The 26,802-nt window shown below is 49.0% G+C and carries 27 protein-coding genes; 19 read left to right on the top strand and 8 right to left on the bottom strand.

All coding sequences use genetic code 11. The features are described 5' to 3' along the window. Positions 1-38 precede the first annotated feature (38 nt). The 7 genes from H6G00_RS02575 (at position 39) to H6G00_RS02545 (ending at position 6,935) form a co-directional block, all read left to right on the top strand. The gene (locus tag H6G00_RS02575; protein WP_190795510.1) at positions 39-830 is read left to right on the top strand and encodes an SAM-dependent chlorinase/fluorinase; all 792 of its coding nucleotides are present in this window, start codon (positions 39-41) and stop codon (positions 828-830) included. Between the two features lie 122 nt (positions 831-952). Beyond that, on the top strand, positions 953-4,483 hold the full coding sequence (locus H6G00_RS02570; protein WP_190795509.1) for a PAS domain S-box protein: 3,531 nt from the start codon (positions 953-955) through the stop codon (positions 4,481-4,483). A 42-nt stretch (positions 4,484-4,525) separates the two neighbouring features. Continuing rightward, positions 4,526-5,065, top strand: a complete 540-nt coding sequence (locus H6G00_RS02565; RefSeq protein WP_190795508.1) for a GNAT family N-acetyltransferase — start codon at positions 4,526-4,528, stop codon at positions 5,063-5,065. A 108-nt stretch (positions 5,066-5,173) separates the two neighbouring features. Continuing rightward, positions 5,174-5,401: a type II toxin-antitoxin system Phd/YefM family antitoxin gene (locus tag H6G00_RS02560; protein ID WP_190642433.1), complete on the top strand. Its 228-nt coding sequence runs from the start codon at positions 5,174-5,176 to the stop codon at positions 5,399-5,401. Beyond that, positions 5,398-5,784: a PIN domain-containing protein gene (locus tag H6G00_RS02555; protein ID WP_190795507.1), complete on the top strand. Its 387-nt coding sequence runs from the start codon at positions 5,398-5,400 to the stop codon at positions 5,782-5,784. Before H6G00_RS02560 ends, H6G00_RS02555 begins: the two co-directional genes overlap by 4 nt. After that, positions 5,778-6,530 carry a DNA/RNA nuclease SfsA gene (gene sfsA, locus H6G00_RS02550; protein ID WP_199318272.1) on the top strand — a complete coding sequence of 251 codons (753 nt, stop codon included), beginning with the start codon at positions 5,778-5,780 and terminating at the stop codon, positions 6,528-6,530. Before H6G00_RS02555 ends, sfsA begins: the two co-directional genes overlap by 7 nt. A 180-nt stretch (positions 6,531-6,710) precedes the next feature. Further along, entirely contained in the window at positions 6,711-6,935 is a 225-nt protein-coding gene (locus H6G00_RS02545; RefSeq protein ID WP_190642432.1) for a hypothetical protein, read from the top strand. A 49-nt stretch (positions 6,936-6,984) separates the two neighbouring features. Here the strand turns inward: H6G00_RS02545 and H6G00_RS02540 are convergent, their stop codons facing one another. Together H6G00_RS02540 and H6G00_RS02535 are read right to left on the bottom strand one after the other, a co-directional pair. Next, complete coding sequence (locus H6G00_RS02540) at positions 6,985-7,929, bottom strand: glycosyltransferase (protein WP_190795506.1); 945 nt, start codon at positions 7,927-7,929, stop codon at positions 6,985-6,987. Positions 7,930-7,986: 57 nt separating this feature from the next. Beyond that, on the bottom strand, positions 7,987-8,199 hold the full coding sequence (locus H6G00_RS02535) for a hypothetical protein (RefSeq protein WP_190795505.1): 213 nt from the start codon (positions 8,197-8,199) through the stop codon (positions 7,987-7,989). A 101-nt stretch (positions 8,200-8,300) separates the two neighbouring features. Between H6G00_RS02535 and H6G00_RS02530 the strand changes: the two genes are divergently transcribed. The 6 genes from H6G00_RS02530 to H6G00_RS02505 all read left to right on the top strand — a co-directional run bounded on the left by H6G00_RS02530 (position 8,301) and on the right by H6G00_RS02505 (position 16,677). Beyond that, the gene (locus H6G00_RS02530; RefSeq protein WP_199318271.1) at positions 8,301-8,978 is read left to right on the top strand and encodes a pentapeptide repeat-containing protein; all 678 of its coding nucleotides are present in this window, start codon (positions 8,301-8,303) and stop codon (positions 8,976-8,978) included. A 196-nt stretch (positions 8,979-9,174) separates the two neighbouring features. Continuing rightward, entirely contained in the window at positions 9,175-11,358 is a 2,184-nt protein-coding gene (locus tag H6G00_RS02525; RefSeq protein WP_190795504.1) for an esterase-like activity of phytase family protein, read from the top strand. Between the two features lie 454 nt (positions 11,359-11,812). Continuing rightward, positions 11,813-14,149: an ATP-binding protein gene (locus tag H6G00_RS02520; RefSeq protein ID WP_190795503.1), complete on the top strand. Its 2,337-nt coding sequence runs from the start codon at positions 11,813-11,815 to the stop codon at positions 14,147-14,149. Between the two features lie 97 nt (positions 14,150-14,246). Further along, positions 14,247-14,552, top strand: a complete 306-nt coding sequence (locus H6G00_RS02515; RefSeq protein ID WP_190795502.1) for an acylphosphatase — start codon at positions 14,247-14,249, stop codon at positions 14,550-14,552. 121 nt (positions 14,553-14,673) lie between these two features. After that, positions 14,674-16,101 (top strand): NCS2 family permease, encoded by a 1,428-nt coding sequence (locus tag H6G00_RS02510; RefSeq protein WP_190795501.1) that lies wholly within the window; start codon positions 14,674-14,676, stop codon positions 16,099-16,101. Between the two features lie 87 nt (positions 16,102-16,188). Further along, positions 16,189-16,677, top strand: a complete 489-nt coding sequence (locus tag H6G00_RS02505; protein WP_190795500.1) for an ureidoglycolate lyase — start codon at positions 16,189-16,191, stop codon at positions 16,675-16,677. Between the two features lie 136 nt (positions 16,678-16,813). Here the strand turns inward: H6G00_RS02505 and H6G00_RS02500 are convergent, their stop codons facing one another. Next, complete coding sequence (locus tag H6G00_RS02500) at positions 16,814-17,272, bottom strand: hypothetical protein (protein WP_190795499.1); 459 nt, start codon at positions 17,270-17,272, stop codon at positions 16,814-16,816. A gap of 229 nt (positions 17,273-17,501) precedes the next feature. Here H6G00_RS02500 and H6G00_RS02495 point away from each other — a divergent pair, with 229 nt between their 5' ends. The 3 genes from H6G00_RS02495 (at position 17,502) to H6G00_RS02485 (ending at position 20,538) form a co-directional block, all read left to right on the top strand. Further along, on the top strand, positions 17,502-17,747 hold the full coding sequence (locus H6G00_RS02495) for a hypothetical protein (protein WP_199318270.1): 246 nt from the start codon (positions 17,502-17,504) through the stop codon (positions 17,745-17,747). 270 nt (positions 17,748-18,017) lie between these two features. After that, positions 18,018-19,148, top strand: coding sequence for a HetZ-related protein 2 (locus H6G00_RS02490; protein ID WP_190795497.1), 1,131 nt, complete (start codon positions 18,018-18,020; stop codon positions 19,146-19,148). A 70-nt stretch (positions 19,149-19,218) separates the two neighbouring features. After that, the gene (locus tag H6G00_RS02485) at positions 19,219-20,538 is read left to right on the top strand and encodes a hypothetical protein (protein ID WP_199318269.1); all 1,320 of its coding nucleotides are present in this window, start codon (positions 19,219-19,221) and stop codon (positions 20,536-20,538) included. Positions 20,539-20,645: 107 nt separating this feature from the next. Here H6G00_RS02485 and aroF read toward each other — a convergent pair whose 3' ends face one another. The 4 genes from aroF to H6G00_RS02465 all read right to left on the bottom strand — a co-directional run bounded on the left by aroF (position 20,646) and on the right by H6G00_RS02465 (position 23,396). Beyond that, entirely contained in the window at positions 20,646-21,704 is a 1,059-nt protein-coding gene (aroF, locus tag H6G00_RS02480; RefSeq protein ID WP_190795496.1) for a 3-deoxy-7-phosphoheptulonate synthase, read from the bottom strand. A 246-nt stretch (positions 21,705-21,950) separates the two neighbouring features. Beyond that, the gene (locus tag H6G00_RS02475) at positions 21,951-22,514 is read right to left on the bottom strand and encodes a PAM68 family protein (RefSeq protein WP_190642418.1); all 564 of its coding nucleotides are present in this window, start codon (positions 22,512-22,514) and stop codon (positions 21,951-21,953) included. Positions 22,515-22,543: 29 nt separating this feature from the next. Next, complete coding sequence (gene rpsO / locus H6G00_RS02470) at positions 22,544-22,813, bottom strand: 30S ribosomal protein S15 (RefSeq protein ID WP_190642417.1); 270 nt, start codon at positions 22,811-22,813, stop codon at positions 22,544-22,546. 115 nt (positions 22,814-22,928) lie between these two features. Then, entirely contained in the window at positions 22,929-23,396 is a 468-nt protein-coding gene (locus H6G00_RS02465; RefSeq protein ID WP_190642416.1) for a DUF4278 domain-containing protein, read from the bottom strand. Between the two features lie 232 nt (positions 23,397-23,628). On the opposite strand from H6G00_RS02465, the gene H6G00_RS02460 reads away from it, so the two are divergent. Both H6G00_RS02460 and corA read left to right on the top strand, forming a co-directional pair. Further along, entirely contained in the window at positions 23,629-23,934 is a 306-nt protein-coding gene (locus H6G00_RS02460; RefSeq protein WP_190642415.1) for a DUF3288 family protein, read from the top strand. Between the two features lie 45 nt (positions 23,935-23,979). Continuing rightward, positions 23,980-25,164 carry a magnesium/cobalt transporter CorA gene (gene corA, locus H6G00_RS02455; RefSeq protein WP_190642414.1) on the top strand — a complete coding sequence of 395 codons (1,185 nt, stop codon included), beginning with the start codon at positions 23,980-23,982 and terminating at the stop codon, positions 25,162-25,164. Positions 25,165-25,182: 18 nt separating this feature from the next. On the opposite strand, the gene H6G00_RS02450 is transcribed toward corA, so the two are convergent. Continuing rightward, a complete protein-coding gene (locus H6G00_RS02450) occupies positions 25,183-26,028 on the bottom strand; it encodes an SH3 domain-containing protein (RefSeq protein WP_190642413.1) in 846 nt (281 codons plus the stop codon). Between the two features lie 249 nt (positions 26,029-26,277). Between H6G00_RS02450 and H6G00_RS02445 the strand changes: the two genes are divergently transcribed. Further along, on the top strand, positions 26,278-26,790 hold the full coding sequence (locus tag H6G00_RS02445; protein ID WP_190642412.1) for an adenine phosphoribosyltransferase: 513 nt from the start codon (positions 26,278-26,280) through the stop codon (positions 26,788-26,790). The last annotated feature ends 12 nt before the right edge of the window (positions 26,791-26,802 follow it).

The following is a 26,802-nucleotide window of genomic DNA, read 5'->3' as shown; positions in this document are numbered from 1 at the left end:
AGTAAACTTGTTATCACTTGAGACAAAAGGAGAGGAGTATGTTTATCTGCTTAATTGCAGATTATGGTACGGGCGATCCGGCCTTTACCGAAGTGACACAGCGATTACTCCAATCGCTACCACAAGCTCAAATTCATCCTCTTTCAGTGCCTCCGTTTAACACGCTGTCTACCGGGTTTTGGATTGCCCAACTGGGGCTCAATCCTGGACCGGCTGAGCGTCTGATCTATCACAACTGTGCGCCACGTCAAGATGACCCAGATGCGCGGCAAGACAACGAAGGAGAAGGGTTAACCTATGCATTGTTGCCCAATGGCGTAAAAGTAGTTGGAGTGAATGCAGGCTATACCCTCTCCTTCATCAAGAATCACGCCAAGGTGTTGCAGACAGTAAACGTGTCACGTGGTGGGTCGCAATTTCGCTCGCGAGATGTGTTTCCTCCAGCGGCAGCGGCGATCGCCCAGGAAGACTTTAGCGTGTTGGGCGAGCCGCTCAACCCTGCTCAGTTGCCAGATGCTCCGCTCGATCGCATCGCTTGGGTAGACGGCTACGGCAACATCAAAACCACCATTCCCGATTACAGCATTAACTTGGAACCCCAAACAAAAGTTGTAATTCGGATTGGGGATGTTGTGAGTGATGCAATTTACTCAGATGGCAGCTTTAAAGTACCAGAAGGAACGTTAGCCTTTTCGCCAGGAAGCTCTGGATGGTCAAGCTCCGACGGTAAACCGACCCGCTGGATGGAGCTATTTTTGCGCGGCGGCAGTGCCTGGAGACGCTTCGGTAAACCTCGGCTAAACGAACGTGTTACCAGGCTTACGGGCTGAAGGGGTGCTTATGAGTTAAATCGATAAATGTTTCCTCGGAACGCTGTGTAAAACCTGTCATCCCCCTTAAGGTAAGCAAAGCTACACCCGTCCACAGTTTGAGGACTAGGCAACTCGTCACTATGCTCAATGTCACCCGTTCCCCACTCCAGCGCTGTGGCGTAGCTGCTTTGTCCGTTGGGCTGGCTTTGGTGCTCACAATCTGGCTGGGAGCGTTGATTCAGCCTAAAATTCTGATTTTGTTTTTTGCGGCAGTGACGGTGAGTGCCTGGTTTGGCGGGCTGACGGGTGGACTGACTGCAACGATATTATCTTGTCTGGCGATCGCCTTTTTCTTTATTCCACCCCTCTATTCATTCGTCGTTGACAACCAGGCTGACCGCTTTCAGCTAATCACGTTTGGGCTGGTTGGACTTCTGATCAGCAGCTTAAATGCCGATTTACGAAATTCTAAGCAAAGAGCTAAAACCGCTCTGGCCCAATTGCAAACGAGTGAGGATCAGTATCGGCAAATCCTGGATACCTCCTATGAAGGGATCTGGTTACTGGATGCCAACTTACGCACCGAGTACGCTAATCAACGGTTAGCTGAAATGCTGGGCTACAGCCTGGAAGAGATGCAAAACCGCTCTTTGTTTGATTTTATGGATCAGGCAGGACGGGTTGAGGCTGAATATCGCATCGCACGCCGCAAGCAGGGAATCAAAGAGCAATTTGACTTTCGCGTTCTTCGCAAAGATGGCTCAGATCTATGGGTGCTAGTTTCGGCTAGCCCAATTTTGAATCAGCGCGGTGAGTTTGCTGGAACGTTAACCATGCTGACTGATATTAGCGATCGCAAACAGTCTGAAGATGCCCTTCGAGCCAGCGAATCTCGCTTTCGGCGGCTGTTTGAATCCAACATTATTGGCATTAACTTTGGCGACCTGCAGGGCAACATCCTCGATGCCAACGATGCCTTCTTAAACTTGATTGGCTACACGCGAGCAGACTTGCAGGCGGGACAGCTCCAGCTTGAGGCCATTACTCCACCTGAATATCACCATCTGGACGAACAGGCTGGACGTCAAAGCCTTTCCTCTGATGCCTGCGCTCCTTACGAAAAAGAATACATTCGTAAAGACGGGAGCCGCGTGTCTGTCCTGGTTGCAGGCGCTCGACTAGAAGATTCCAAGACAGGAATTGGGTTTATCGTAGACCTGACAGAGCGCAAGCGAATTGAGCAAACCCTGCGCTACCTTGCCGAAACCAGCATTGACCTGTCCACCTCTCTCGACTACCAAACTACGCTACAGCGGGTTGCCCAGATTGCCGTTCCAGAGATGGCAGACTGGTGCACGGTAGACCTGCTCAACCTTGACGGCACAATTTCTCGCCTGCCTATTGCTCATGCAGACCCAACAAAGGCAGTATGGGCACAGCAACTTCAGCACTATCCCCCCGACCCACAAGGGAAAAATCCGATCGCCCAGGTCTTAAAAACAGGTGAGTCTGTTCTGTTAGCCAAAATCCCTGATGCGCTGATAAAACAGTTAAGCCATAACGCTGAGCATCTGCAAATAATCGAATCGTTGTCCCTTAAGTCTGTAATGATTGTGCCGCTGATTGCCCGTCAGCAAATTTTAGGAACCCTCTCACTCGCTATAGCCGCATCAGAGCGATGCTATAGTATGGACGACCTGTCTCTGGCAGAAGATTTAGCCCGTCGAGCAGCACTAGCGATCGACAATGCCAGACTATATCGCGCTACCCAGGAAACTCAGCAGGCTACCGAACAAACGGCTAATCGCACCGCTCGACTGCAAAAAATTACGGCGGCGCTTTCAGAAGCACTAACCCCTCACCAAGTCGCTGATGTTGTAATGAATCAGGGAATTGCTGCCCTGGGAGCCACTGCTGGATCGGTGGCGCTATTGGTAGATCAGGGATTGTCGATTCGGGTGGTGAATGCGATCGGCTATCCGTCAGAGGTCGTGCAGCCCTGGCAAAGCTTTTCCGTAACAGCCCCCACGCCCCTGGCAAAAACGGTGCGAACGGGAGAAGCCATTTTTCTGGAAAACGCAGAGGCATTGCTGGCAGACTATCCTCACCTTGCTGATGCGATCGCCACAACTGGCAATCAAGCATTCACCTGTATTCCGCTGAATGTTGAGGGACGCACACTGGGTGCAATGGGCTTAAGCTTTAGAGCGGCTAAGTCTTTTAACGAAGAAGATCGAGCCTTTATGCTGACTCTGGGACAGCAGTGTGCCCAAGCGATCGCCCGCGCTCAGCTTTATGCTGCCGAGCAAGCCGCTCGGAGTGCCGCCGAATCAGCTAACCGAGTCAAAGACGAATTTCTCGCTGTGCTTTCCCACGAATTACGCACGCCGCTCAACCCGATTTTAGGCTGGACTCAGCTACTCAAAAACCGCAAACTTGACGCTCAAACCGTTGCCCGTGCCCTGGATACAATTGAGCGCAATGCCAAACTGCAAACCCAACTGATCGAAGATTTGCTGGATGTATCGCGGATTTTGCAAGGAAAGCTCAAGCTCAATTTCTGTCCGGTCAACCTGATCTCTGTGGTTGAAGCAGCAATCGAAACGGTGCGCCTGTCTGCTGAAGCTAAATCTATCCAGCTTAGCTTTCACCTGATGGATACAAGCTTTGAGCAAGAGGCTAAGGCGATCGCCCTCCCTGCCCAAATTCAGTCACAAGCAGTCGAAACGGATGCAGCCACCCCAACGAATCCGGCAACTCAGCCCAACCCCACCGTCCTGACCGAACCACCGCAAAGTTCACACTTTCAAGTCTCAGGAAATCCGGCCCGACTCCAGCAAATCGTTTGGAATCTGCTGTCTAATGCGGTCAAATTCACCCCTAACAGCGGCAGAGTAGAGATCTGCTTGGAACGGGTGCAATCGGAAGAAGCGATCGCCTACCCATACGCTCAAATCACCGTCAGCGACAGTGGCATTGGCATTAACCCTGAGTTTGTCCCCTACATCTTTGACTACTTCCGTCAGGCTGATAGCGCTACCACACGCAAATTTGGCGGGCTGGGATTAGGGTTAGCGATCGTGCGTCATCTGGTCGAGCTACACGGCGGCACCGTTCATGCCGAAAGCTCAGGAGAAGGACAGGGTGCTACCTTCAAGGTCAAACTACCGTTGTGGCAGGACGAAGCAACTTCAGGTGCAGCACCAACCCCGCCAGCCAATCTAGGACTCTATTCCACCCCGTACTCGGAGGGAGAGCCTGATTTTCCAACTTTCACCGCTGCTCTGGCAGGTATCCGAGTGCTGATTGTAGATGATGAGCCAGACACGCGAGAAGTGCTGGTTTTCCTGCTCAGGCAGGCAGGGGCAACGGCGATCGCCGCTGCTTCTGCCGGGTCCGCTCTGGAGATTCTAGACCAGTGCCCCCCCAAAGCTCAACCTCACATTCTGTTAAGTGACATTGGAATGCCCGAAATGGACGGATACATGTTGATCGAGCAAATCAGAGCGCGATCGCCTGAACAAGGGGGAGATATTCCGGCGATCGCGCTCACTGCCTACGCCGCAGAATATGATCAGCAACGGGCAATATCTGCAGGGTTTCAACTGCACCTGGCAAAGCCGATTGAGCCTCAGCGGTTGGTTGAGGCGATTATTCAATTGCTGGCTTAAGGGAGATTAGGGGTTGAGGATTAAGGTTGGGAGTAAGAAATAATGGCTATCTTGACTGAGACTGAGCGTTTAGTTATTCGGAATTGGATACCCCAGGATGACGCAGAGCAGGCTTTTGAGATTTATGGCGATCCTGAAGTGATGCGTTTTATTGGCGGCGGCAAAGAGGAGAACGTTGAAACTCAGCGGCGATCGCTACAACAAAGAACCGACCGCACTGCTGCTTTAAACAATGGAACTGGATTTTGGGCGATCGCCGACAAAGAAACTGGCGAAATCTTTGGAACTGTTATTCTCAAACAACTGCCCGACAACGACGGAAACCTCACCTCAGAAATTGAAGTCGGCTGGCACCTTAAAAAAGCCGCCTGGGGCAAAGGATACGCTACTGAAGCAGGGCAGGCTGTCCTGAACTACGGATTTAACGTGCTGAAACTGCCCGTCATCTACGCTGTCGTCAACCCCGAAAACACCGCCTCTATCCAGGTCACCCAACGACTAGGGATGTCTCCCCTCGGACGCACTCAACAGTATTACGGAAAAGAGCTAGAACTCTTCAAGCTAGAAGCCCCTAATCCATGAACATCTAGTTTCATTCCAATTCCTTTCACGGAGTGTTTGGGCAAGAAAGACGCTTATCACAGCAAGCATCGACTATATTAGGAGACTGGTTCTTTTTAGGAATCACCCATGCATCAAGTCAACTTAAAAGAAGCTGAAACTCAATTGGCAAAGCTAATTGAAGAAGCGGCAAATGGAGAAGAAGTGATCATAACCCGCAGCGACGGTACCTCTTTTAAAATTATGCCAATCAGCACTGTAAGGGCAATTCCAAAATTTGGTAGTGCTAGAGGATTGGTAAAGATGGCAGAGGATTTTGATCAGCCACTGGAGGACTTTGAGGAATATGCTCCGTGAAGCTCTTGCTCGATACACATGCGTTTCTGTGGTTTATCGAAGGCAATTCTACTCTCAGTGAGCTGGCAAGAAATCTGATTGAGGAACAGGCAAATCAGAGATTTTTGAGTGTTGCAAGTCTTTGGGAAATAGCGATTAAGAGTAGCATTGGCAAACTAGAACTCAAGATGACACTGACTGAGCTAGTTGAACGAGAAGTGTATGGTAACGCCATTGAGCTGCTTGAAATACAGCCAGAACACTTGGATGAGCTAACGAAACTGCCTTTTCATCACAGAGATCCATTTGATCGACTCATACTCGCGCAAAGCTTGACAGAGAATATTCCCGTGGTAACAAAAGACGATGAATTCAAGAGTTACTCTACAACCCTACTTTGGTAAACGTGCAACAAGCTGATACAACGAGCGATTGGTTTTATCCTTACCCAACTCTTTATCCAGGTATCTTATTGAAGCGCTACAAGCGCTTTTTTGCTGACATTGAGCTAGATTCGGGCGAAACCATCACCGCTCATTGCCCCAACACTGGTCCAATGACGGGCGTTTGCAAAATTGGCAGTCGGGTTCAGGTGTCTCGCAGCGATAGCCCAACCCGCAAGCTCCCTTACACCTGGGAACTGATTCAGGTTAAAGACACACTAACCTGGGCAGGCGTCAATACTGCCTTGCCCAATCGCGTCATCAAATCGGCACTAGAAGCAAAGCTCTTTCCCCTGAGCGACTACAGCCAGATCTTGCCAGAAGTGCGCTACGGAGCAGACCAAAAGAGCCGAGTCGATTTTCTACTAATGGGTGACGAATCCGCTCCACCCATCTACGTAGAAGTGAAAAACACCACCTGGACACAGGGAAAACTGGCGCTGTTTCCTGATACCGTCACCACACGCGGGCAAAAACACCTGATTGAGCTAACAGCACTCTTGCCCAAAGCCAAAGCGGTAATGCTCTATTTCATCAATCGCGGTGACTGCACCCATTTCGCCCCGGGTGACAGCGCTGATCCGCTCTATGGGAAGCTGCTGAGGGAGGCGATCGCCCTCGGCTTACAGGTTCTTCCCTGCCGCTTTGACATTAGCCCAGCCGGAATTCGCTATCTGGGGTTGGCAGAGACGTTTTTTGAGGATTAGGAGTTTGGGATTGGGAGTTAGGACTCGGTGAAATCTTTTGCTGAATGCCTTTGATTCGGATTGCGCTACCATTTTTTTAGACTTTGTAAAGCTGGGCACAAATGCTGACTCAAGTTGGCAGCTACAGCAGAAAAGGTCTGCCAATCGCTTTGATGAATGAGAACTGAGGAGAGGTGTCTAATGGAACCTAGCCAAATTGACTGCACAGTTGCTTGCGTGAATGGGTGTGTGTTGGGCGATCAGTGCCCCAACCTGGAATACAAAGAACAGGCCGCAAAGTTTGTTCAAGAAACATCGTTGGATGACATGATTGCGATCGCCGAAGAAGCCATTCGCAAAAAAGCAATGCAATCGCCGCAATGGGTCTTTCCTGAAGACGGCATTGCGCCCGACGAAAAACCTTGAGTTGTGTAGGGGCTGGGGGCTGGGGGCTAGGGAAGAAGATGTTCCCCCCTCATCCTTCATTTTTCAAAGCGTCCACATAGGCGGCATATACGCCCTGTACGTTGTACCAGTTGAGAAAAATGCGGGCGGCTTCGAGTGCCAGTTGGGGTTTACCGCTGTCGATCAGCCATTGCAGAAAAGGTGCCATGGTGCGTTCGTTTAGCCTGCCGCCCAGAGAAAGCAGTCCCCAAAGAACCCGGTGCAGCCAGGTCATCTGAATCATCAGTCGCACATCCCAGGTTGGATGTTTCTGGTAAAACAGCACACCCATACGTCCCCGTTGGATTTCACGGTCAATCATGAGCGGAATCTGGTCAAGTGAGAAAGGGGGATGCCAGTGATAGCCTGGGGCTTCAGGACATTTGACCAGCTTCAATCCAAGCTGCTTCAGCCGCACGCCCAACTCCAGATCTTCCCAGCCATAAAGCTGAAAGCGAGTGTCAAACAGCCCGGACTGGTCGAGCCACTTGCGAGCAATCGCCACATTTCCCGTGGCAAAATACGCTGCTGAAAAGTCCGTTAGCTTATACGATTCGGAAGTGGGCTGATCAAAGTTGCTGGTGTTGATCACAGCCCCGTAGGTAAAGAGGCGATCGCTTCCCAGTTTCTTCTCTCCCTCAATCAGCGCATCGGCATGAGCCTGTAAAAAGCTCTCCGTCACGACCAGATCACTATCAATAAATATAATCGTGTCGCCAATCGCCTTTTCCACACCCAGATTCCGCGCTGCTGCTGGGCCTTGATGGTCCTGCTGAAACAGGCGCACATGGGGGAAATGGGTAGTGGGCGATCGCAGCCAGTCCACCGTGCCATCGGTCGAACCATCATCGACTAGCACCACTTCATAACCTTCAAGGATCGTATTTGCTGCCAACTGTTGGTTTTCCAGCGCTTTCAGGCACTTCTCCAAAATTGGCTTACGGTTGTACGTCGGAATCACAACGCTGAAAAACACACCATTCTCCCCACCCAACACAACAGTTATCGCCGAATGCAGTGCACCACAGCTTTTCTAGCGTACCAACTGTAAAGGGAATTCTTGGAGGGCGATCGCCAGCCATTTCTCAGAAATAATCCAGCCAGGGCTTGAAGAAACTGTAGGGATGTTTGCCTCTAGTCCGAGTTCAACACGTAGGGGCGTAGCATTCGGCAAGCAGTCTTTGGAGTTGATCAAAGATTCTTGCCCGAATGCTACGCCCTCACGGAGACATTCGCTACGTCTCAAACATCCCTAAGCAGAATGACAGTGACGAGATTCTGAGTTCCTTAGATAAGCCAGGGTCTTATATCAGTGACATTTCCTTATAGCGTTGTATTTCTGAAGCTATGTCAAACCTTGGTCAAAACATGGAGCAAACAGAACAACCGTCTCAACGTTCAGGCTGGCGACTGTGGATCAATCGCCGCTCCCTCATCGTTGGTGGTTTCGGTTACATTGCTGGATTTGCCACACTTCCCCTTGCGGTGATTTTATGGGTCAACACTCCCGAAGTTAGGCAAGAAAAATTCCTGGAAGGAGTCCTGCGTGACTGCCCAGGCTGTGATTTGTCCAATGAAGATTTATCCTTCGCAGAATTAGAGGAAGCCGATTTATCAAAGGCTAACCTTGAGGGTGCAATTCTAGGAGCTGCGAAGCTGAGTTCTGCTGATTTGTCTGGAGCAAATCTCAGGTTTGCAGTTTTACGGCAAGCTGAATTGTACAACACAGTTTTTGATGGTGCAGACCTGACCTCTGCGGAGTTTCGCTGTGGCGCGGGCACCTGCACTGGGCTTTCAGGCACCAGCTTTAGAAATGCTAATCTTACCCGCGCCGATTTCAGAGTCGTGGGATTTACTCCAGTCGGTGAAGAGGGGCTAGAAGGAGTTGATTTTACCGGAGCAGACCTCACAGAAGCGTCCTTTGAAAGTGCAAGTTTAAGAGGCGCTTTGATGGAGCAAGCCAAATTTTGTCGAACGGTCATGCCCGATGGCTCCCTCTCCAATCGAGATTGCGAAGCGGAGTAGCGATCGCGTTCTGATGCTTAAGTACTGCCTGGATTTAAGCTTGAGCTAGATCGAATTTCTAACTAACCATTCTTTGCAACCACTGCTCAATGAGAGCTTAACCTTCTCATAAACCAGCCACCATCTGCATCGTTTTATACTCCCATCGATTGGAATTAACTGTCACATCGACATCTTGGTGAGGAGTGCTGGGTTTATGGTGAAGTTCTCAATTCATGCTCTTATTTCTGCATCTTTAGTCTCAACGGTGCTGTTGGGCAGTGCTGGAGTTGCTCAAGCGCAGATTCGTAGCTTTGTGCCGCTCAATCGCTACGTAGTCGGTGGCGCAGTGGCGGAAATTATTGACGCTAGCCCCGATGGAAACACGCTGGTTTTCACCAACTCAGGCGACCAGCAAGTTGGCTTTGTTGATATCACCGATCCCACAAATCCGCAGCCGCTTGGAATCATTGAGGTGGCTGGGGAGCCGACTTCGGTTGCGGTTACGCCTGACGGTAAGTATGCGATCGCCGCTGTCCTTTCCCTCATTGACGAAGATGCCGGGCAAACGATCGCCGATCAGCAACCCGGCAACCTCGTCTTCATTGACCTGATGACTCGCGAAATCGTCGGACAGGTGCAGCTTCTGGGCATTGGACCTGACAGCATTGACATTTCCCCCGACGGCAGCAAAGTAATTGTGGCGCTTGAGGACGAGGAAGACACTGACAACCTGCCTGGCTCTCGTCCTGGCTCGATTAACTTTGTCACGATTAACTATGACAACCCGAGCGAGTCTACCGTTTCGGCAGTAGAAATCGATCTAAGCGGTGTGGAAGGCGTGAACTATATCGAAGACCCGCAGCCAGAGTATGTCAAATTCAGTCCCGATGGCAGCACGGCCGCTGTAACGATTCAAGAGAATAATGCGATCGCCCTAATCGACGTTGCTTCCGAAGAAATCACTCGTATCTTCTCTGCTGGCAACTCCATCCATTTAGCTGACCTGACTGAGGATGGTGAGATTATTGTCACTGAAGAGTTTGAAGGACGCAGAGAGCCAGATGCGATTGCCTTCACCCCTGATGGTCAATACCTTCTTACCGTCAACGAAGGGGACACCGAGTTAGAAAGCTTTGGCGACAACATTTGGTCAGGTGGACGCGGCTGGACAATCTTTGACCTGGAAGGCAATGTCGTTTACGACAGTGGCAGCAGCGTTGAGGAACTCGCAGTTACCAGAGGGCAATATCCTGACGAGCGCTCCGAAGATCGTGGACTTGAAATGGAAGGTGGCACCATGGCCGACTTTGATGGACAGCCCATTGCTTTCGTCGCCTCTGAGCGGGGTAGCTTTGTCGTCGCTTACGACATTAGCAACGTCGAGGAACCTGAACTGCTAAGCTTCCTGCCTACTGGACTGGCCCCCGAGGGAGTTTTGGCAATTCCACAGCGCAATCTGCTGCTAACCTCCAATGAAGACGATGGTACAATCGACTTCTTTCAAGCTTCAACTGACCCAGCTGCATCAGCCTATAGCCCAACTGAGCCGCTGATCACCAGCACAGGGTTAGGTTTACCTTTTAGCGCCATTAGTGGACTACATCAGGTACGCTATAACCCGAATGCCCTGTACGCCGTACCCGACAACGCGGTGTCATCTTCTCGCATTTATCGAATTGAAATGGAGAATTCAGTCGCTACAGTTGTCAGTGCGCTGCCAATTACCAAGGATGGCGAACCTGTCAGCTATGACCTGGAAGGCGTAACCCTTCATCCTCCTGGTGGTTTCTGGGTGGTCAGCGAAGGAGATGATCGTGAAGGTCAAGAAGCCCCCAACTTACTCAGCTATGTCAACGGCATGGGCGAAGTGCAGCAAGAAATTCCGCTACCCGAAACAGCAGCAGGCACAATCACCCGCTTTGGCTTCGAAGGAGTCGCAACCAACGCCGAAGGCACCAAAGTCTATGTCGTAATTCAGCGCGAGTTTGAGGGCGACCCAGAAAACACCGTGCGAATTGCCGAATATGACCTGGAAAACCAAACCTGGAATTACTATTTCTACCCGCTCGACACAGACAACGTAGAAGAAAGCTGGGTTGGCTTGAGCGAAATTGCCCGCGACACCGACGGCAGTTTCTTGATCGTTGAGCGAGACAATCAGGGCGGTGAGAATGGCTCAGCCAATGCTCGAATCAAGCGCATCTACCGCGTTTCTCTAGCCGACGCAGAACCTGGCGCAACGCTAGAGAAAACCCTGGTGCTGGATTTGCTCTCCGATTACGACTGGATCGAGGAAAAAATCGAAAGTCTAGCCGTAACCGAGCAGGGTTATTGGCTTGCCAGCGACAACGACGGCGGCATTAACTACACTCGAATGCTATTTGTGCCCAGACCATAGGAAGTGAACGGGTTAGAACAAGCTTAGCTCAGGTCTACGACTTCTTCAGGAAGTTGCAGACCTGACAGCATCTGCTTAGGTCAGTACCGTTTGATGAGAATGGTACGGTTCAGGAAGGACAGCAAACCCAATCGAGTTGAGTTGACCTCGATAGGCAGTCGTTGCAACTTGGACAAGAAAGAGGAATAAGGTTTTAATGAATTCAATCAGGTAAAAGGGCGCAAGTATCATATCGTTAGAAATGCGCTGGGCTTAGTGCTGGGATTGTATGTGACTGCAGCTATCAGCAAAACAATTACCCAGTCACTGAACTAACAGTATTTGTGTAGTCCAAATTGGCTTTGGATGAACTTACATCCTTAACTGTTTCTGCACAGGGTTAAGTTGTGTCGTTTTAGGTGTGAGCACTTGATGACTGGGAATTCTAAGAATGGAAGAGTAATAGCTTTAACCTATGCGACAGAAGAGCCAAGCAGTACTGCCTAGCACAAACTTCTTTGAGGGATACACTCGTATCATCTTCGCCACGTTCTCGTTAGTCACTGTCGTATCATCCAGCTTATTTTACTTGCAATTCCGTTCGCGCTACCAAAATGAATTAGAGCAGCTGCAAGCAAGATTTCTACAGGAGGCATCCAGTCTAAACTATCTTGTGAAAGGAGCCTCTGACCATGTCCATAGCCTTAAAACTGAAGCCGAGTTTTATCTAGCAACTCATTCTTCTGAGGAGACACCTTCCCTACTCCTCTCTCAGTTACAGAATCTACCAGAAGAAGATTACTACGTCTTAGATCAGATTCAGCCTCCTTTTACTAAGGACATGGTTGGTAACGTGACTGGAATAGGCTCAGTGGAGCAGATTTCACCCGATGTCAAGCGAGAGATTGAGATGGCGTTATCACTCAACCCTCTTTTTCAAGCGTCCAGAGAAAATATACCTAATCTCGCTTGGGTATATTACATATCAGAAAACAGATTCGTTAATATTTATCCCTGGGTTTCAAGCAGTGAGTACTTGATTAAGGAGAGTGATTACGATCAAGATTTTTATCAACTTGGACTACCAGAGAACAATCCTCAACGCCAAATTTTTTGGACTCACGCCTATACCGATACAGCAGGCAAAGGGTTGATGGTTACCATTTCCGCCCCAATCTATGACAAAGATAATTTCTTAGGTACCATTGCTTTAGATTTTACACTAGATGTACTGAATGAAACGATCAAAAACTCTGCGATTGAGCGCGATCGCCAAATAAATACATTTATTATTAATCAATACGATCAACTATTAGCTCATCCCGACTTAGTTAACTCGACCGATGCTAAAGTAAAGTCTATTCAAGCTGCATTGCCAGAAGATTTACAAAACCAATTTAAGCAACTTCTACAAACTCCTGCCGACCAAATCAACTCCGTCAATTCCTATATATTACTTCACCATCAACTAGAAAATGCACCGTGGAAGCTAGTTCTGTGGGTTCCTAAAACAGCAATTACTTTAAAGGCTTTATCTGGAACGAATTGGCTATTTCTAGCTCTCCTACCTGGACTAGGTTTAATCCTTATCGTTGCTAATCATCTCACTCGCAAAAGATTTATCTTACCCGCTCGAAAATTAGTAGAACACATTGAAACCGAGAGCCAAGGAATTATCTCTGATGAATTAGAGGTGCCTAAAATTTGGCAGCCCTGGTTTGAAAGAATTTCTTACATTTTTGGTGAAAACCGCACTCTACTTCAAAGGTTGGAAGCCTACACTCAACAATTAGAAGCTAAGAATGCTGACTTGCAGAGAACAGAAAACTTGTTAGCTGAGCATAACCGCAACTTAGAGATTCAGGTTGAAGAGCGAACTAACCAGCTCAAGCAAGTTATTTCACAACTTCGCCAGCAAACTCAAGACTTAGAAAACACACTAGAGGAATTAAGACAAACGCAAACTCAGCTTATTCAAAGTGAAAAAATGTCTAGTATGGGCCAACTTGTTGCAGGAGTTGCCCATGAAATTAACAACCCAGTTAACTTTATTTATGGCAATATCGAACCTGCTAGTAATTATGTTGAAGATCTATTTAATCTAATTGATTTGTATCAAGAATATTATCCCAATTTGTCACCAATTATCCAAGCAAAGCTTGAGGAAATCGAACTTGAGTTTTTAAAGGAAGATCTACCTAAATTGTTGTCATCCATGCAGATGGGAGCCGAACGTATTCGCCAAATTGTTCTTTCCCTACGTAACTTTTCTCGCTTAGATGAAGCTGAATTTAAAGCAGTTGATATTCATGAGGGAATTGAAAACACTTTGATCATTTTGGAGCATCGCCTCAAAGCTAAATCTGACTGTCCAGCTATTAAAGTAATTAAGGAGTATGGAGAGTTACCGCTAGTTGAATGCTATGCAGGACAGCTAAATCAAGTGTTTATGAATGTCCTGACCAATGCCATTGACGCTTTAGAGGAGCAAAACCAACAATGCGCTTCCCGTGAGAGCAAAAGTTCTCAAGGTTATATTCATATACGCACTAAACTCACTGATAATAATCAAGTTACTATTAAAATTGCTGATAACGGTTCAGGAATGTCAGAAAAAGTAAAGCATCACATTTTTGATCCCTTCTTCACTACCAAATCTGCTGATAAGGGAACAGGTATGGGTATGTCAATTAGCTATCAAATTGTGACAAAAAATCACGACGGCTCGCTCGGCTTTATTTCATCTCCTGGTCAAGGTACAGAATTTGTAATTGAAATTCCTCTACAGCAGCGCGTCAAGTTTTCCAGATGATGTTGACTGCTGCCCAAACCACTCCCCCCTCAATTCTTTAATTCTGAGGAGAATATTTCAGGATTCAATTAGACAAAGTGCAGGGAGCTTAACCTAAATGAATAGCTCATCGAGTGACTCGTCTCAAGCCAATATTATTCGCGCTCACGTTTTTGTCTCTGGTCGCGTTCAAGGAGTTGGCTATCGGGCTGCGACTGCCGACACTGCCCAACTGTTAAAGCTGAAGGGTTGGGTTCGCAATTTGCGCGATCGCCGAGTTGAGGCCATGTTTGAAGGCGATCGCGCAACCGTTGCAGAAATGCTGCGCTGGTGCCACGAAGGCCCTCCTGCTGCGGTTGTTGACCAAGTTGAGGTGAATTACGAAACGCCGGAGGGACTTAAGGAATTTCAGGTACTTGTGTAGCTAACTGCACATTTTGCGGCTAGACCTGCCGTAATATCATGGTCGTCTCTGGCGGCAATCGATAGTTGAGTGCGATCGCCTACCAGAAATTCCTCCAAAACCTAAAATCCAAAGTTGCCGTATGAGTAGTGGATCTACTGAACTTGAGCCAAACTCCCCTCCTGTCCCGCAGCCGCCTGAGGAAACAGGGGCGATCGCCCGCTTCTTCAAATTTGCCGAACTAGGAACCAACCTGCGAACTGAAGTAATCGCTGGGATCACTACCTTCGTAACGATGGCTTACATTCTGGTGGTGAATCCTGGGATTCTCTCTAACGCCATCTTTTTACAGGAATCGGGTGATTTGTTTGGAGAACTGGTGATTGCAACAGCCATTTCGTCGGCGATCGCCACCCTGGTCATGGGGCTCCTAGCAAACTATCCCTTCGCCCTGGCACCCGGAATGGGGCTAAACGCCTTCTTCGCCTTCTCAGTCGTGATCGGTTTGGGCGTCAGTTGGCAGTTGGCCCTGGCAGCCGTCCTGGTAGAAGGGCTAATTTTTATCGCTCTGACCGTTTCCAATGTTCGTAGTCAAATCATTACGACTATTCCTGAATGCCTGAAACGCGCCACCGCTGTAGGCATTGGTCTATTTATTGCTTATATCGGGCTATCTGGTGATCCGGCTGTTGGCGGAGCCGGACTTATCGTCGCTAACGAAGCCACCAAAACCTCACTAGGAAATTTGGGGCAACCCCAGACCCTAATGGCGATCTTCGGAATTCTAATCACCTCAGCTTTCATTGCCCGTCGAATTAAAGGTGCTTTACTGTGGGGCATTCTCGCAACTGCGGTGCTGGGTTGGATTCTTCAAATCTCCCCTCCTCCCAGTGGCATCATCGCGTTGCCCCAACTCCCTGTCGATTTAGTTGGACAGGCATTTGTTGGACTGGGACAGATTAACGGCGCAAACCTGACAAACTTCCTGGCTGTTACCTTTGTCTTCTTGTTTGTAGACCTGTTTGACACCGTTGGCACCCTTTCTGGCGTAGGTATCCAGGCAGGCATGATCAACGAACAGGGCGAACTACCCAAAGCAGGACAGGCATTCATGGCAGATGCCGTAGGCACCACTGTAGGCGCACTTCTCGGCACCTCCACCGTCACCACCTTTATTGAATCGGCATCTGGTGTCTCTGAAGGTGGAAGGTCTGGATTTACTGCTGTTGTAACTGCCGGATTTTTTGTTCTTTCAATCTTTTTCATTCCCCTGTTCTCTGCTATTCCAGGCTTTGCAACCGCCGCCGCTCTAGTTATTGTCGGCGTATTGATGGTGGGTAACGTATCAGGAATTCGGTGGTCAGATCCGGCAGAGTCAATCCCCTCATTTCTGACCATTCTGGTCATGCCACTCAGCTATTCGATCGCCGAAGGCTTAGCCGTTGGCTTCATCACCTACCCCCTGATCAAAGCCTTTCAGGGCAAAGCTCATGAAATCAATCCTGCTATCTGGATTTTGGCAGCCGTCTTTGTGCTGCGCTTTATCCTACTAGGTCTTGGGATAGCGTAAGAGAAAAGCGTTCACCCTAGTTCCTAGCTCCAGCTTGGAAACCAGAACAATCCCTAACCCCTAATTCCTAACCTCTAGCCCCCTCTCATGCAATCCACCTCAGTCCACCAGCTTCCTGCCCAGCAGATCACTTCTGAAAGCTTTCAGCCTTACGGGCAGGTCATTTTTGCTAGCGAGGATGGCAGGACCTATGACCAAGAAGATGCTCGTCTGAGTCTTGACCAGGGTCTGCCACGCTTTTACATCATGCGGCTCCAGCAAAAGGGGCGCAGGTTTTCTCAAATTACTAGACACGTTCGCTGTACCCAGTGTCTTGGCTCTCTAGAGGGCAAAGATTGGTTGATTGCAGTTGCCCCACCCGGTGAATCAGCAGAACCCTCACTCAATGACCTTGCTGCTTTCCGCATTCCTGGCAATTGTTTTATCAAGCTAGAAGTCGGAACTTGGCACGCTGGACCGTATTTTGACCATGAGTGGGTAGATTTTTACAATCTAGAGCTAAGTGACACAAACGTAACCGATCACCAAACCTGTAGCTTATTCAACCGCTTTGGGCTGGTGTTTGAGATTACTTAAACGGTTTCCATATAAAAAGCAGGAAGGCAAGGTCTAACCTTGCCTTCCTGCTTTTGCCTTGATTTAAGTGATTAGCATTACAAATAATCTGGGAAACTGAACGATTCAAAGAAATATTTCGGGCATGTTTCTTGATCTAACAAGCATGACAAGACTTATTGCTGCGGCGATTGCGCCTCACACCCACACTTGAGTCCATCAACTCTCCAAGGCTTGCTCTGAAATTGGGCTTATAAGACTGAACGACGCTGATGCCATTAATTTCTACATCAACTGCACCACTTGTCCCTAGAGCAATAGCGATCATTTGAGTGAGCAGCCGCCGATTAGGAATTTTCCCTAGCAGTACAACTACTGCTCCTCGCTGAATAATTCGCAGGTTTTCGATTTCGCCTGCTCCAAAACTCTGGCTGAATCGTAAAGACACTCTTTTCGCTAAACCGCTATGGTCATATTCTCCATTCAGTCCTACCCGTTCAGGAGGAATATTTCTAAACGTTGCAAAACGGGGAGCCAGGTTAGGTTGGCTCTTTTCAACGCCACAGCTTCCTTGAGATTCGTGATGCTGCTCTACCCCTGAAAAATTTCGTAGCACATCCATTCGCCTTTAGCACTCTATAAGACTTGATGAACTAAATGTAATCTTTTCCTAAAGATATAGACAATCTATCTCAAGATCGGTGTCTTTAAACTAAATAGGGATTGGCAAGACTGCAACAACTTTGACCAGATCCGGGTGCAATAGAGTAGGCTTGAACGTAAATCAATTTGGACGAAAAGGTTGTTGAGGAGTGGAAGTTAAGCTAAATCGCTTGGAATCAATTGTGCAGCAGATCGGGGAAGCTGTTTTAGCCACGACTGAGACGGTAGATCGTCTATCCGATCGCGTAGACGCTCTGGCAACTCAGGTTCAGCAGCAGGGCTATCAAATTTTTGCGTTGAGTGATGCGGTGCAAACCCTGGCTGAGAATCAAGATACGGCTTTAGAAAAATTAGACCAATTAACCCAAGCCTTACAGCAGCTTGTGGCTGCAATTCAAGAAACAGACGAAGCTGATTCTGGACTGTAAGGTGTTTGGTGGATGCCCCAAGTGGGTGAGTGCTTTGGGACTCACCTTCAGACTAATATTGGGGGACAGATTTAGGTAGGGTCGATTTTAGTCGCCTAATGGCTTCTTGATCAGCAGGTGGATCTACTTGGTATAAAATGTAAGACCCTGCACTGACCCTACATTCAGTAGCTCAGGGGACTTTATTTAGCGGCGGTACATTAGGCTACTTCAAACCCATTGATGAAGCAAACCCATTGATGAAGTGATAAGTTGAAGGATTGTTGTTCCATGACAGTGGTTGAGGATCTCCGGCAAGAGTGGCGATCGCGCCTCAAAACAGACTCTCCAGATCAATCGTCCGTAGCTCAGGAGAGTATCCTCAACTGGCTATTGGGGGAAAACCCCGATCGGTTTAACGAGCTTTCCCCGGAACAGCTTGCGATCGCCCAGCAAGCGATTGACTACCGCTATCGGATTTTGCAGCAGCGATATTTAGGAGCGCATCCAGAGCAAGCCTACCGTAAATTAATTCAGCGGTTGGGCAGTCTGTTCCTGATTCGCAGCAAAATTCGCACCTGGGTTGCGTTGTCTCGCGATCGGCACCGCAGCGTGATGGATGTGCTGCAAGAAGTGATTCAAGAGCTAATTCAGAACGACCGCTATATGCGTCAGCAAATGTTATGGATTGGTCAATGCGCCACCAATCCTCGTTTGCGAAATGCTCTGATGTTAGCCAGCATCGAAGAATATTGCTTACGCCCTATTCGCAATCAGCCCTTGCTAGTTTATCGATTTGTTAACTATTTGCGGCGATCGCAGCGGGGCGGCATGACGCAGGTTCCGGCTGGTGATTTGGTGCGGCTAGTGTCTGAGGAAATTACGCCCGATGACGCCGACAACCCGGTGAGCTTACTCGATTCAGAGGCGATTTCCCAACACCAGGACAATCAAGCCTGGGAAGAACAACAGATGCTTCGGTCTGCCGTCAGTCAGGAGTTTGCGACTTATCTAGAGGAGCAAGTTGATCCCGTTGCAGCACGGTGGCTACATCTGCATCTACAGGGGCGATCGCAAGAAGCGATCGCCAAAGACCTGAATTTGCCGATCAAGCAGGTTTATCGCCTGCGCGAAAAGATTAGCTATCATGCAATTCGAGTTTTTGCTCTGAAAAAGCACCCTGACCTGGTGACCACCTGGCTAGGAACGTCCCTACAAGAACATAGCTTGGGGCTAACTCCTGACCAGTGGCAGCAATTTTGGCATAGCCTCACCCTCGATCAACAGCAGTTGTTAAATGCGCTGAAAGCCGGTAAAACCGTTGAAGCGATCGCCCAAGACCTCGATCAGAAAACCAATCAAATCATGGGCGAATGGATTAAACTTTACTTAGCTGCTCAGGCGTTGCGGAGCGCCTCCTAATCTCCGTTGCCAGGGTGCATTTCAGGATTAGCTCACTCTCACCATCCAAAGCATTGCGGAACCTGTTCCTATGGCGTTTCCCCTGAGCGATCGCATTGAGCCAAAGCGCGTCAATCCTGTTTACCAGTCCGTTCTAGACCAGTTCAAAGAAGATTGGGTAGAGCAGTTAAACATCGAACAGATGTTCATCCTCATTGATGGCGTTCTACCATTTGAAGCTTGTCTCTATTACCAGGTTCTTCCTCTATTTTTAGAAGGAAGTCACCTCAACCTGGGCATGGTCAGCCCTGAAGACACTGCCGCTTCTGACTATGTTCGGCGAATTATCTCTTACCTAAACTATACTCTAGTGCCCCGCCGCATCTCTTCTGAGGCGCTCCAGGCTGTTTTATCTGCTCATCTAAGTCACGCAGGGAGTCACCGTTCCCCGACTCAACCAGGACGCTCTCCCGTCGTTGGACGAAGAGACCCTAGTCGCTCTCGATCTAAACCGTCGGTCAATCAAAACCTGCAAGCAACGCTTGTGGTAGACAGTCCAGAGAGCCTAAACTTAACCGACATTCACGAGCGAGGAAATTCCCACGCGACCCCTTCGCCCCCGCCAGAAATTCCCTTTGTGCCCCCCCAGGATGCTGAAGCGCAACCCTCGGCTCAGCCCGATCCACAAAACACGCTCCTGGCACTACCAGAACCAGAACAGCCTGAGCAGGAACATTCTCCAGCTTCAGTTCCTCTGCTCAACTCCTTGCCTACGCTAGATGTACAGGCTAAATACCTGTCTAGCCCCGTAGAAGTCTTAGCAACCCTGCAATCCAAAGAACTGCTGCAAGAATTGCTCGGGCGCATTTTGTTTGGCGGAATTGGGCGGCTCTATTTTGAACGACAGCAGCAGCATGGGCGAATTCTCTGGAGCCAGGACGGGGTTTTGCAATCGGTGATTGACAAGCTAGACGTAACGACTTTCCAGGGTGTGATCAACGAGTTGAAGCAAATGACTCAGCTTCCTTTAATTACTGTTGACAAGCCAAAGCAAGCTGAGATTGAACGGTTTTATCAACAAACACGATTGCTGTTGCGGTTTCGGGTGATGTCTACGGCTCATGGCGAAGAGGCAACATTGCAGGTGTTGCGGGGAGCCGCGCTCAAGTTTTACCAACAGCAGCAGCTGACAAATCTAGGACGAGATGCTTTGGGTATTGCCAAACAGCTTCAGCTTAAGGTGAATGAAATTCGCGATCGCGCCCGTACTAGCTCTAGTTTCTCAGCAGATCGACTAGAAGCATTGCCGGCCCTCAATCAACTACTGCACTGCATCGAAGCAGAGCTAGAGCAACTGCAAGTTGAGAAAGGATCGGACGAGCCTAAAGATGAGAACGACTTAAAATTTTAGGTAAGAGACTATAGTGCAATATTTCTATTACCGCTGTAACTATTACAGAGAAGGAGTCAGGATTTTATCCTGACTCCTTCTTTATGTAGCGTTTTCAGATAGGTAGCTTATGCCAGAGCTGCAAGAGATAAGGACCAACGATCAACCGCTTTCCCAATTACGGATAGTTCTTGAACCAGACGATCGAATCGATCTGGAGTCAAGGATTGAGGCCCATCTGACAGAGCCTTTGCAGGGTTCGGGTGAACTTCAATCATTAAGGAATCAGTGCCAGCCGCGATCGCAGCCATTGCCATTGAGGGCACATACTCCGCTCTGCCAGTGCCGTGGCTTGGATCAATCATGATCGGCAAGTGAGTCAGCGATCGCAGTACAGGGATTACCGATAAATCTAGAGTGTTGCGAGCATATTGGCGATCGAACGTGCGAATTCCCCGCTCACACAAGATCACATTGGGGTTTCCTGCCGCCAAAATGTATTCTGCTGCCATCAGCCACTCTTCGATCGTGGCAGACATTCCCCGCTTCAGCAGTACGGGTTTATCTTGTGCGCCAACTTTCTTGAGTAGCGAGAAGTTTTGCATATTTCGGGCACCCACTTGCACCACATCAGCGATTTCTGCCACTTTATCTAAATCGGCAGTATCCATTACCTCAGTGATGATGCCCAGACCACTTGCATCACGGGCAGCTGCTAGCAAACCCAATGCGCTTTCACCGTGTCCCTGAAAAGCGTAGGGTGAAGTACGAGGCTTGTAAGCACCACCCCGCAAAAACTGTGCCCCTGCCGCCTTGACTCTCCGAGCCGTCTCAACGATCATCGTTTCGTTCTCAACCGAGCAAGGTCCAGCCACAATAGCGATCGGGGAGTGTTCGCCAAAAGCCACAGGTCCATTAGGCGTAGACACAATAACGGTGCTAGCTTCGCCATGACGATATTCACGGCTGACTCGCTTAAACGGCTTTTCTACCCTCAAAACTTGCTCAATCCAGTCACTCATTTCCTGGAGTTGCAGTGGGTCTAAGTCAACTGTGTCGCCGACCAGCCCAATTACAGTTTTGTGCTTGCCAACAATCTTTTCGGGCGACAGTCCCCAGGTCTGTAGCTCTTCAGCTAGCCGGGATATCTCGGCTTCAGGAGTGCCGATCTTCATGACCACAATCATGTCAAAAGTCCTTAACGTGAGTTATCGGTTAACAGCTTGCAAAAATCCTTTGGCTAGATGATTAGCTCAGCCTTCGATATTTTACGTCTGAGCTAGCTCTAGGCTACGTATGGCTTAATTCTATTGATGAATCTCAATGAATTGGAACAAATTTACGTTAAATCAGAACGTACTGCAGAAGCATTCGTGGCGAGATTGCTCTGGTGCAAACGGGATCAAAGTGCATCCGCACAATCAGAATACCGATTAGGGTTTCTTTCCAGCTGAGCGCCACGCTTCAGTCATTCTTCCTAGATTGGTTGTAAATTCTGACCAGCCGAGGGCGCTACCCGCAGCAGCTTCATCCCACGATGCAGAGAGTACACCGTAGCTTAGCCCAACCACACCTAATCCAAAGAAGCCCATGCTGACCAGCACAACGGCTGCATTGGGCAACGCAACTAGGTCGTGAGTGATGACGAAGTAGCTGACAAAAAATGTTGAGATCCCCAACGCAGATGGAATGCCGCAAAATAGTGCCATTCGCCGTACCATTCGCCGACTGACTGCATCTGGAATGGACATACTAGCTGCAGTGTTTTGACCCGAGCGATCGCTCTTCACTGCTTTAGCAGCCACCTTTTTAGCCTCCGACTTAGCGTCTGACTTTTTAGAGTCAGATTTTCTTTCTGGTTTGACCGGTGCTGTCGGAGTTTTCTTTTCAGGCTTTTTGCGGCTCTTGGTCGGCTCGAAGGGTAAGCGCTCGCGGTTTACGGCATTCGCAGCATCTTTAGAATCTGATTGAGCATCAGGTTGGGGTTCAGGAGACATGCACTCTTCCTATCAGGTTTTAGTCCGCGCTATCCACGAATTCCGAGGCGGGTAATCAAAGCCCGATAGCGTCCCTGGTCTTGCTTCAGAATGTAGGCAAGTAAGCGCTTACGCTGACCGATCATCTTTAGCAAGCCCCGACGAGAGGCATGGTCTTTCTTGTTGATTTTGAGGTGGGCGCTGAGTTTGTTAATGCGCTCAGTTAGCATTGCCACCTGAACGTCTGCCGATCCGGTGTCGGTTTCGTGAATTTGGTACTCGTTGATGATTTCGTGTTTGCGCTCTTGCAGCAGTGCCATGATTAGGTTAAGCCGTCTCTTTAATACAGATACAATCAACCATGTTATCACAGCCTTTCGCTACAATCGTTAGCGCCCAAAACTAGAGAACGCCTGATTTTTAACTTCAGTCGCCTCAGCGGACTTTGGCTCCTCGATATTGAAGCTCTACCGTAGGTTGATGAGGCGATCGCTCTACTGGCTGACCCAGTTCACAAACAGCCCCACGATATTTCCCTAAAACAACTTTCTCGGCTGGATTCTGCTCTGCATCCGTCTTTATCGTTGAAATAGTTTCTACAGCTGAAGTCGAAATAGTGGATGCTACAGCATTACTGCCATCCCTAGCTCTACTGGCAGGAGCCACATCTTCACGACGGAAAAACAAGAAGTCTAGGATAGCCGCCCATTTGACGTTAGCCAAAAGCAGCACGACTAACGGAAGCTGCACTTCCCAGGGCGACAAAATCAGCGTGAAAGCCAGACCAACCAATCCAACTGCAAATGCAACGGTCGCAGTTTCTGTGGAGGTATCTTTGGCAGCCTTGAATACACAGCCTGATCCCAAAGTAACTGTCAGTGGAACAAGGAATAGCAAGGACATTTGCTCAACCCTCTATGTTGCACCGTAGTATAACGAGTCACTTTATTAAAGTACAACGGTTTGTTTGGGATTGCTCACATTTGGCTTGAGGTCGAGCTGTTACTGCACCCTTGGCGATCGCCAGTCTTCCGAAAAAATCGGCATCAAAGCATTAAATAAAATCTACAGCCTTAAGATTGTGTATGGGATTAAGACCTTATTGTAAAGGTTCACACCTATTGACTTTTAGCTTATGGCCTCTTCAAACGACTCTACTAGCGCTAGCAAAGACCAGCAGCATCCGCTTTATAAGAGCGATCGCGACATTATCAATAGCCTTTTAGCTGGCGAACCCAATGACTATAACCTGGTAGAACTTGCCCGGCTCCGCATTCGCTATCGGGGCTTTCCAGGAGCACGCGACATTCAGGCAGATCTGGAAAAGGTGCTAGAACAGTGGCAGCTTAGCGAAACTGCGCTCTACGAAAAAACTCGCCAGATTCATCAAATCGCCAAAGTTTACAAAGGGCGAGGCAGCCAGCGGGAAGACTGGAGTTAAGCCATTTCTATCTGGTTTTATCAAAACACCTCGGACAAACTCAGCATGATCAGTAAACTGTCGTGGCAATCTTCGAAATCTAACCCGCCCAAACCCGCTGTTTCAGCTTCGTCTAATGAAGAAGAATCGTCCTATGTCGATTACTTTTACGACGAACCAGGTAGCGCACCAGGGACGCTCAACATTGAAGATGATGCCCCGATTCCCAATATCATCCTGATTGACTACAACGAAACCAAGGCAACCCGCGTTCACCTTCCCACACCAGAAGCTTCTGCCCCCTATCTAGATACCGAGTCAGTATCGTGGGTAGATGTGCAAGGGTTAGGCAGCGAAGAGGTGTTGAGGCGGTTGGGGGATGTGTTTAGCCTTCATCCGATGGTGTTGGAAGATGTTGTCAATGTGCCACAGCGCCCAAAGGTAGAAGAGTATGACCAACAGTTGGTCATTGTTGCCCGAATGGTGATGCCCTGCGACGATGGCAAAGGTTTTGTTAGTGAGCAGGTCAGTTTTATTTTAGGGCCGCACTACTTGTTGACGGTGCAAGAGGAGCCTGAGCTAGATACGTTCAACCCTGTGCGTGATCGCATTCGTACCTGCAAAGGCACCATTCGCAAACACGGAGCCGATTATCTGGCTTACACCCTGCTCGACACGATCATTGATGGATTCTTTCCCGTTTTAGAGCGCTATGGCGAACAAATTGAGGATTTAGAGGACGAGGTTGTAATGAGACCGACTCGTCAAACACTCGAAAAAATCTACGCCTTAAAGCGCGAATTGCTTACCCTACGTCGGTCGATTTGGCCTCAACGAGACGCAATCAACTCCCTGATTCGTGATGGCAGTACCCTGATTAGCCCAGAGGTGCTGATTTATCTAAGGGATTGCTATGACCACGCGGTTCAGGTGCTAGACATGGTAGAAACTTACCGAGAACTGGCAGCGAGTTTGATGGACGTGTACCTTTCATCAGTCGGCAACCGCATGAACGAGGTGATGAAGCTGCTGACGGTTATATCCAGTATTTTCATTCCGCTCACTTTTATTGCTGGGGTATACGGGATGAACTTTAATACAGAAAAATCACCCTGGAATATGCCAGAACTGAACTGGTACTGGGGCTATCCAGTGGCAATGCTACTGATGGGGACGATCGCTGCTGGTCTCGTCTACTTTTTTTGGAAGCGGGGCTGGTTTGAAAACTTCTCGGGGATCAAAGAAGATTAGGCATCCCCCCAGTTTTGCCTAATCTCCTTCTAAAAACACTGTCATCTGCCATTCGCCGCCAATCTTCTCAAACAACGCCCGGTAGCCCGAGGGAGTGTAGGAGTAGCGACTGGAAACATAGCCCCGCAGTCCGTTAGGCGTAATAATGGGTCGCCAGCCCTCAAAGGTTTCTAGTGATGCACGCTCTTGATCAGATATCCCCCGCTGCCAAGCCTCTGAATCATGCCTGACAATTTCGTTCGATAAAACGTCAATCACGGGGCTAGAGGAACTTGCTGCCTGACGCACATTGACATTCTCACCCACAATAAAGATCTCTGCACCCGTCTCAATATAGGTTGAGGCAAACACATTTGGGCAAACCCAGGTTTGAGAATCTGCATCCGCTTCGAGACTGCGAGCTGACGTATAGATTACGCAACCTGGAGCGATCGCCCTTTCTATCTGTTGCCAAAACGGAGCATCGGGATTATCCACGTTTAGATCGTCTGCAGTTAAAGTCGTTGCTGCAAAGGTCGGTAGCCCTCCCGCAGGAATAATCGAGCGAATAAAGGCAGAGTCGCGATCGCGAATTGCCTGCTTGAGCCGCTCACGAAATCGATGGAAATCGCTGCCGGGTTGAGCTTCATCTACCAACTCGAAAGTTTGTCGAGGATAGGACCCGACGCGGGACGCTACAGTCACAGAGGAATTACTCACTGCTTCCGCTTGTGCTTGAAGGGAGGGTTGGGTTGGGATGTGGGAGGAGCTAGCTACACTGAGCTGCGGTTTGCTGGCGCTGCTCCAAGAGACGGTGGAGGTGCCACTGACGGTGGCAGAGACGGCGATCGCTCCCGCAATCAGGAAAAACTGAAAAGGTTTCATGATGTGTTCTTCCCAGGCAAAACATCGGATAGTTCCAAAGTATGATCCCTTTGAGTCGATCGCCCTCATCTATATAGCTCGTATATAGCTCGTCCAACCAGGTGATTCTGCTTGAATAGGAGAAGCATTTTGAACGAAACCAAAATTTCACGTCTAAAAGCGTTCTCCACTTAGCAACACCGATAGGATGCTGTAGGTGGTAGGATTTCTACGACATTGACTATTCCTTCCTTAAATCCCCATCGCTTCATGGATCTAAAATCCCTTATTCGAGACATTCCAGACTTTCCTAAGCCCGGCATTTTGTTTCGAGATATTACAACTCTGCTTCGTGATCCCGAAGGGCTGCGCTACACCATCGATCATTTGGCAGAAAAATGTGCCGATTTATCAGCCGATTACATTGTAGGTATGGAGTCGCGCGGGTTCATCTTTGGCACTCCATTGGCTTACAAGCTGGGGATTGGGTTCATTCCAGTTCGCAAACCCGGCAAGCTACCTGCTGCCGTACACTCCGTGAAATATGAGCTGGAATATGGGATGGATTGCTTGGAAATACACCAAGATGCTTTTCACCCCGGCAGCCGCATCCTGATTGTGGATGACCTGATCGCGACAGGTGGCACAGCGGCTGCAACGGCAAAGTTAATCGAGCAGTCTGGCTGCGAATTAGTGGGTTTTGGTTTTATCATCGAGCTAACGGCTTTGGGTGGACGCGATCGCCTACCAAACGTGCCAATCGTCACCTTGGTCGAGTACTAAATCCAGCTATCC

Origin of the sequence: Leptolyngbya sp. FACHB-541 (genome assembly GCF_014695875.1) — a bacterium.
Taxonomy (GTDB): domain Bacteria; phylum Cyanobacteriota; class Cyanobacteriia; order Elainellales; family Elainellaceae; genus JAAUTN01.
The sequence above is the reverse complement of the archived record's forward strand: the minus strand, read 5'-3'. Positions and strand labels throughout refer to the sequence as shown.

Coding starts and splice junctions, on each gene's coding strand:
- H6G00_RS02520 (WP_190795503.1), top strand. CDS start 11,813: ATGCGACAGAAGAGCCAAGCAGTACTGCCTAGCACAAACTTCTTTGAG.
- H6G00_RS02490 (WP_190795497.1), top strand. CDS start 18,018: ATGACAGTGGTTGAGGATCTCCGGCAAGAGTGGCGATCGCGCCTCAAA.
- H6G00_RS02575 (WP_190795510.1), top strand. CDS start 39: ATGTTTATCTGCTTAATTGCAGATTATGGTACGGGCGATCCGGCCTTT.
- H6G00_RS02450 (WP_190642413.1), bottom strand. CDS start 26,028: ATGAAACCTTTTCAGTTTTTCCTGATTGCGGGAGCGATCGCCGTCTCT.
- H6G00_RS02485 (WP_199318269.1), top strand. CDS start 19,219: ATGGCGTTTCCCCTGAGCGATCGCATTGAGCCAAAGCGCGTCAATCCT.
- aroF (WP_190795496.1), bottom strand. CDS start 21,704: ATGATTGTGGTCATGAAGATCGGCACTCCTGAAGCCGAGATATCCCGG.
- H6G00_RS02570 (WP_190795509.1), top strand. CDS start 953: ATGCTCAATGTCACCCGTTCCCCACTCCAGCGCTGTGGCGTAGCTGCT.
- H6G00_RS02465 (WP_190642416.1), bottom strand. CDS start 23,396: ATGTCCTTGCTATTCCTTGTTCCACTGACAGTTACTTTGGGATCAGGC.
- rpsO (WP_190642417.1), bottom strand. CDS start 22,813: ATGGCACTGCTGCAAGAGCGCAAACACGAAATCATCAACGAGTACCAA.
- H6G00_RS02505 (WP_190795500.1), top strand. CDS start 16,189: ATGCAATCCACCTCAGTCCACCAGCTTCCTGCCCAGCAGATCACTTCT.
- corA (WP_190642414.1), top strand. CDS start 23,980: ATGATCAGTAAACTGTCGTGGCAATCTTCGAAATCTAACCCGCCCAAA.
- H6G00_RS02445 (WP_190642412.1), top strand. CDS start 26,278: ATGGATCTAAAATCCCTTATTCGAGACATTCCAGACTTTCCTAAGCCC.
- H6G00_RS02460 (WP_190642415.1), top strand. CDS start 23,629: ATGGCCTCTTCAAACGACTCTACTAGCGCTAGCAAAGACCAGCAGCAT.
- H6G00_RS02560 (WP_190642433.1), top strand. CDS start 5,174: ATGCATCAAGTCAACTTAAAAGAAGCTGAAACTCAATTGGCAAAGCTA.
- H6G00_RS02530 (WP_199318271.1), top strand. CDS start 8,301: ATGTCAAACCTTGGTCAAAACATGGAGCAAACAGAACAACCGTCTCAA.
- H6G00_RS02475 (WP_190642418.1), bottom strand. CDS start 22,514: ATGTCTCCTGAACCCCAACCTGATGCTCAATCAGATTCTAAAGATGCT.
- H6G00_RS02515 (WP_190795502.1), top strand. CDS start 14,247: ATGAATAGCTCATCGAGTGACTCGTCTCAAGCCAATATTATTCGCGCT.
- H6G00_RS02510 (WP_190795501.1), top strand. CDS start 14,674: ATGAGTAGTGGATCTACTGAACTTGAGCCAAACTCCCCTCCTGTCCCG.
- H6G00_RS02525 (WP_190795504.1), top strand. CDS start 9,175: ATGGTGAAGTTCTCAATTCATGCTCTTATTTCTGCATCTTTAGTCTCA.
- H6G00_RS02545 (WP_190642432.1), top strand. CDS start 6,711: ATGGAACCTAGCCAAATTGACTGCACAGTTGCTTGCGTGAATGGGTGT.
- H6G00_RS02565 (WP_190795508.1), top strand. CDS start 4,526: ATGGCTATCTTGACTGAGACTGAGCGTTTAGTTATTCGGAATTGGATA.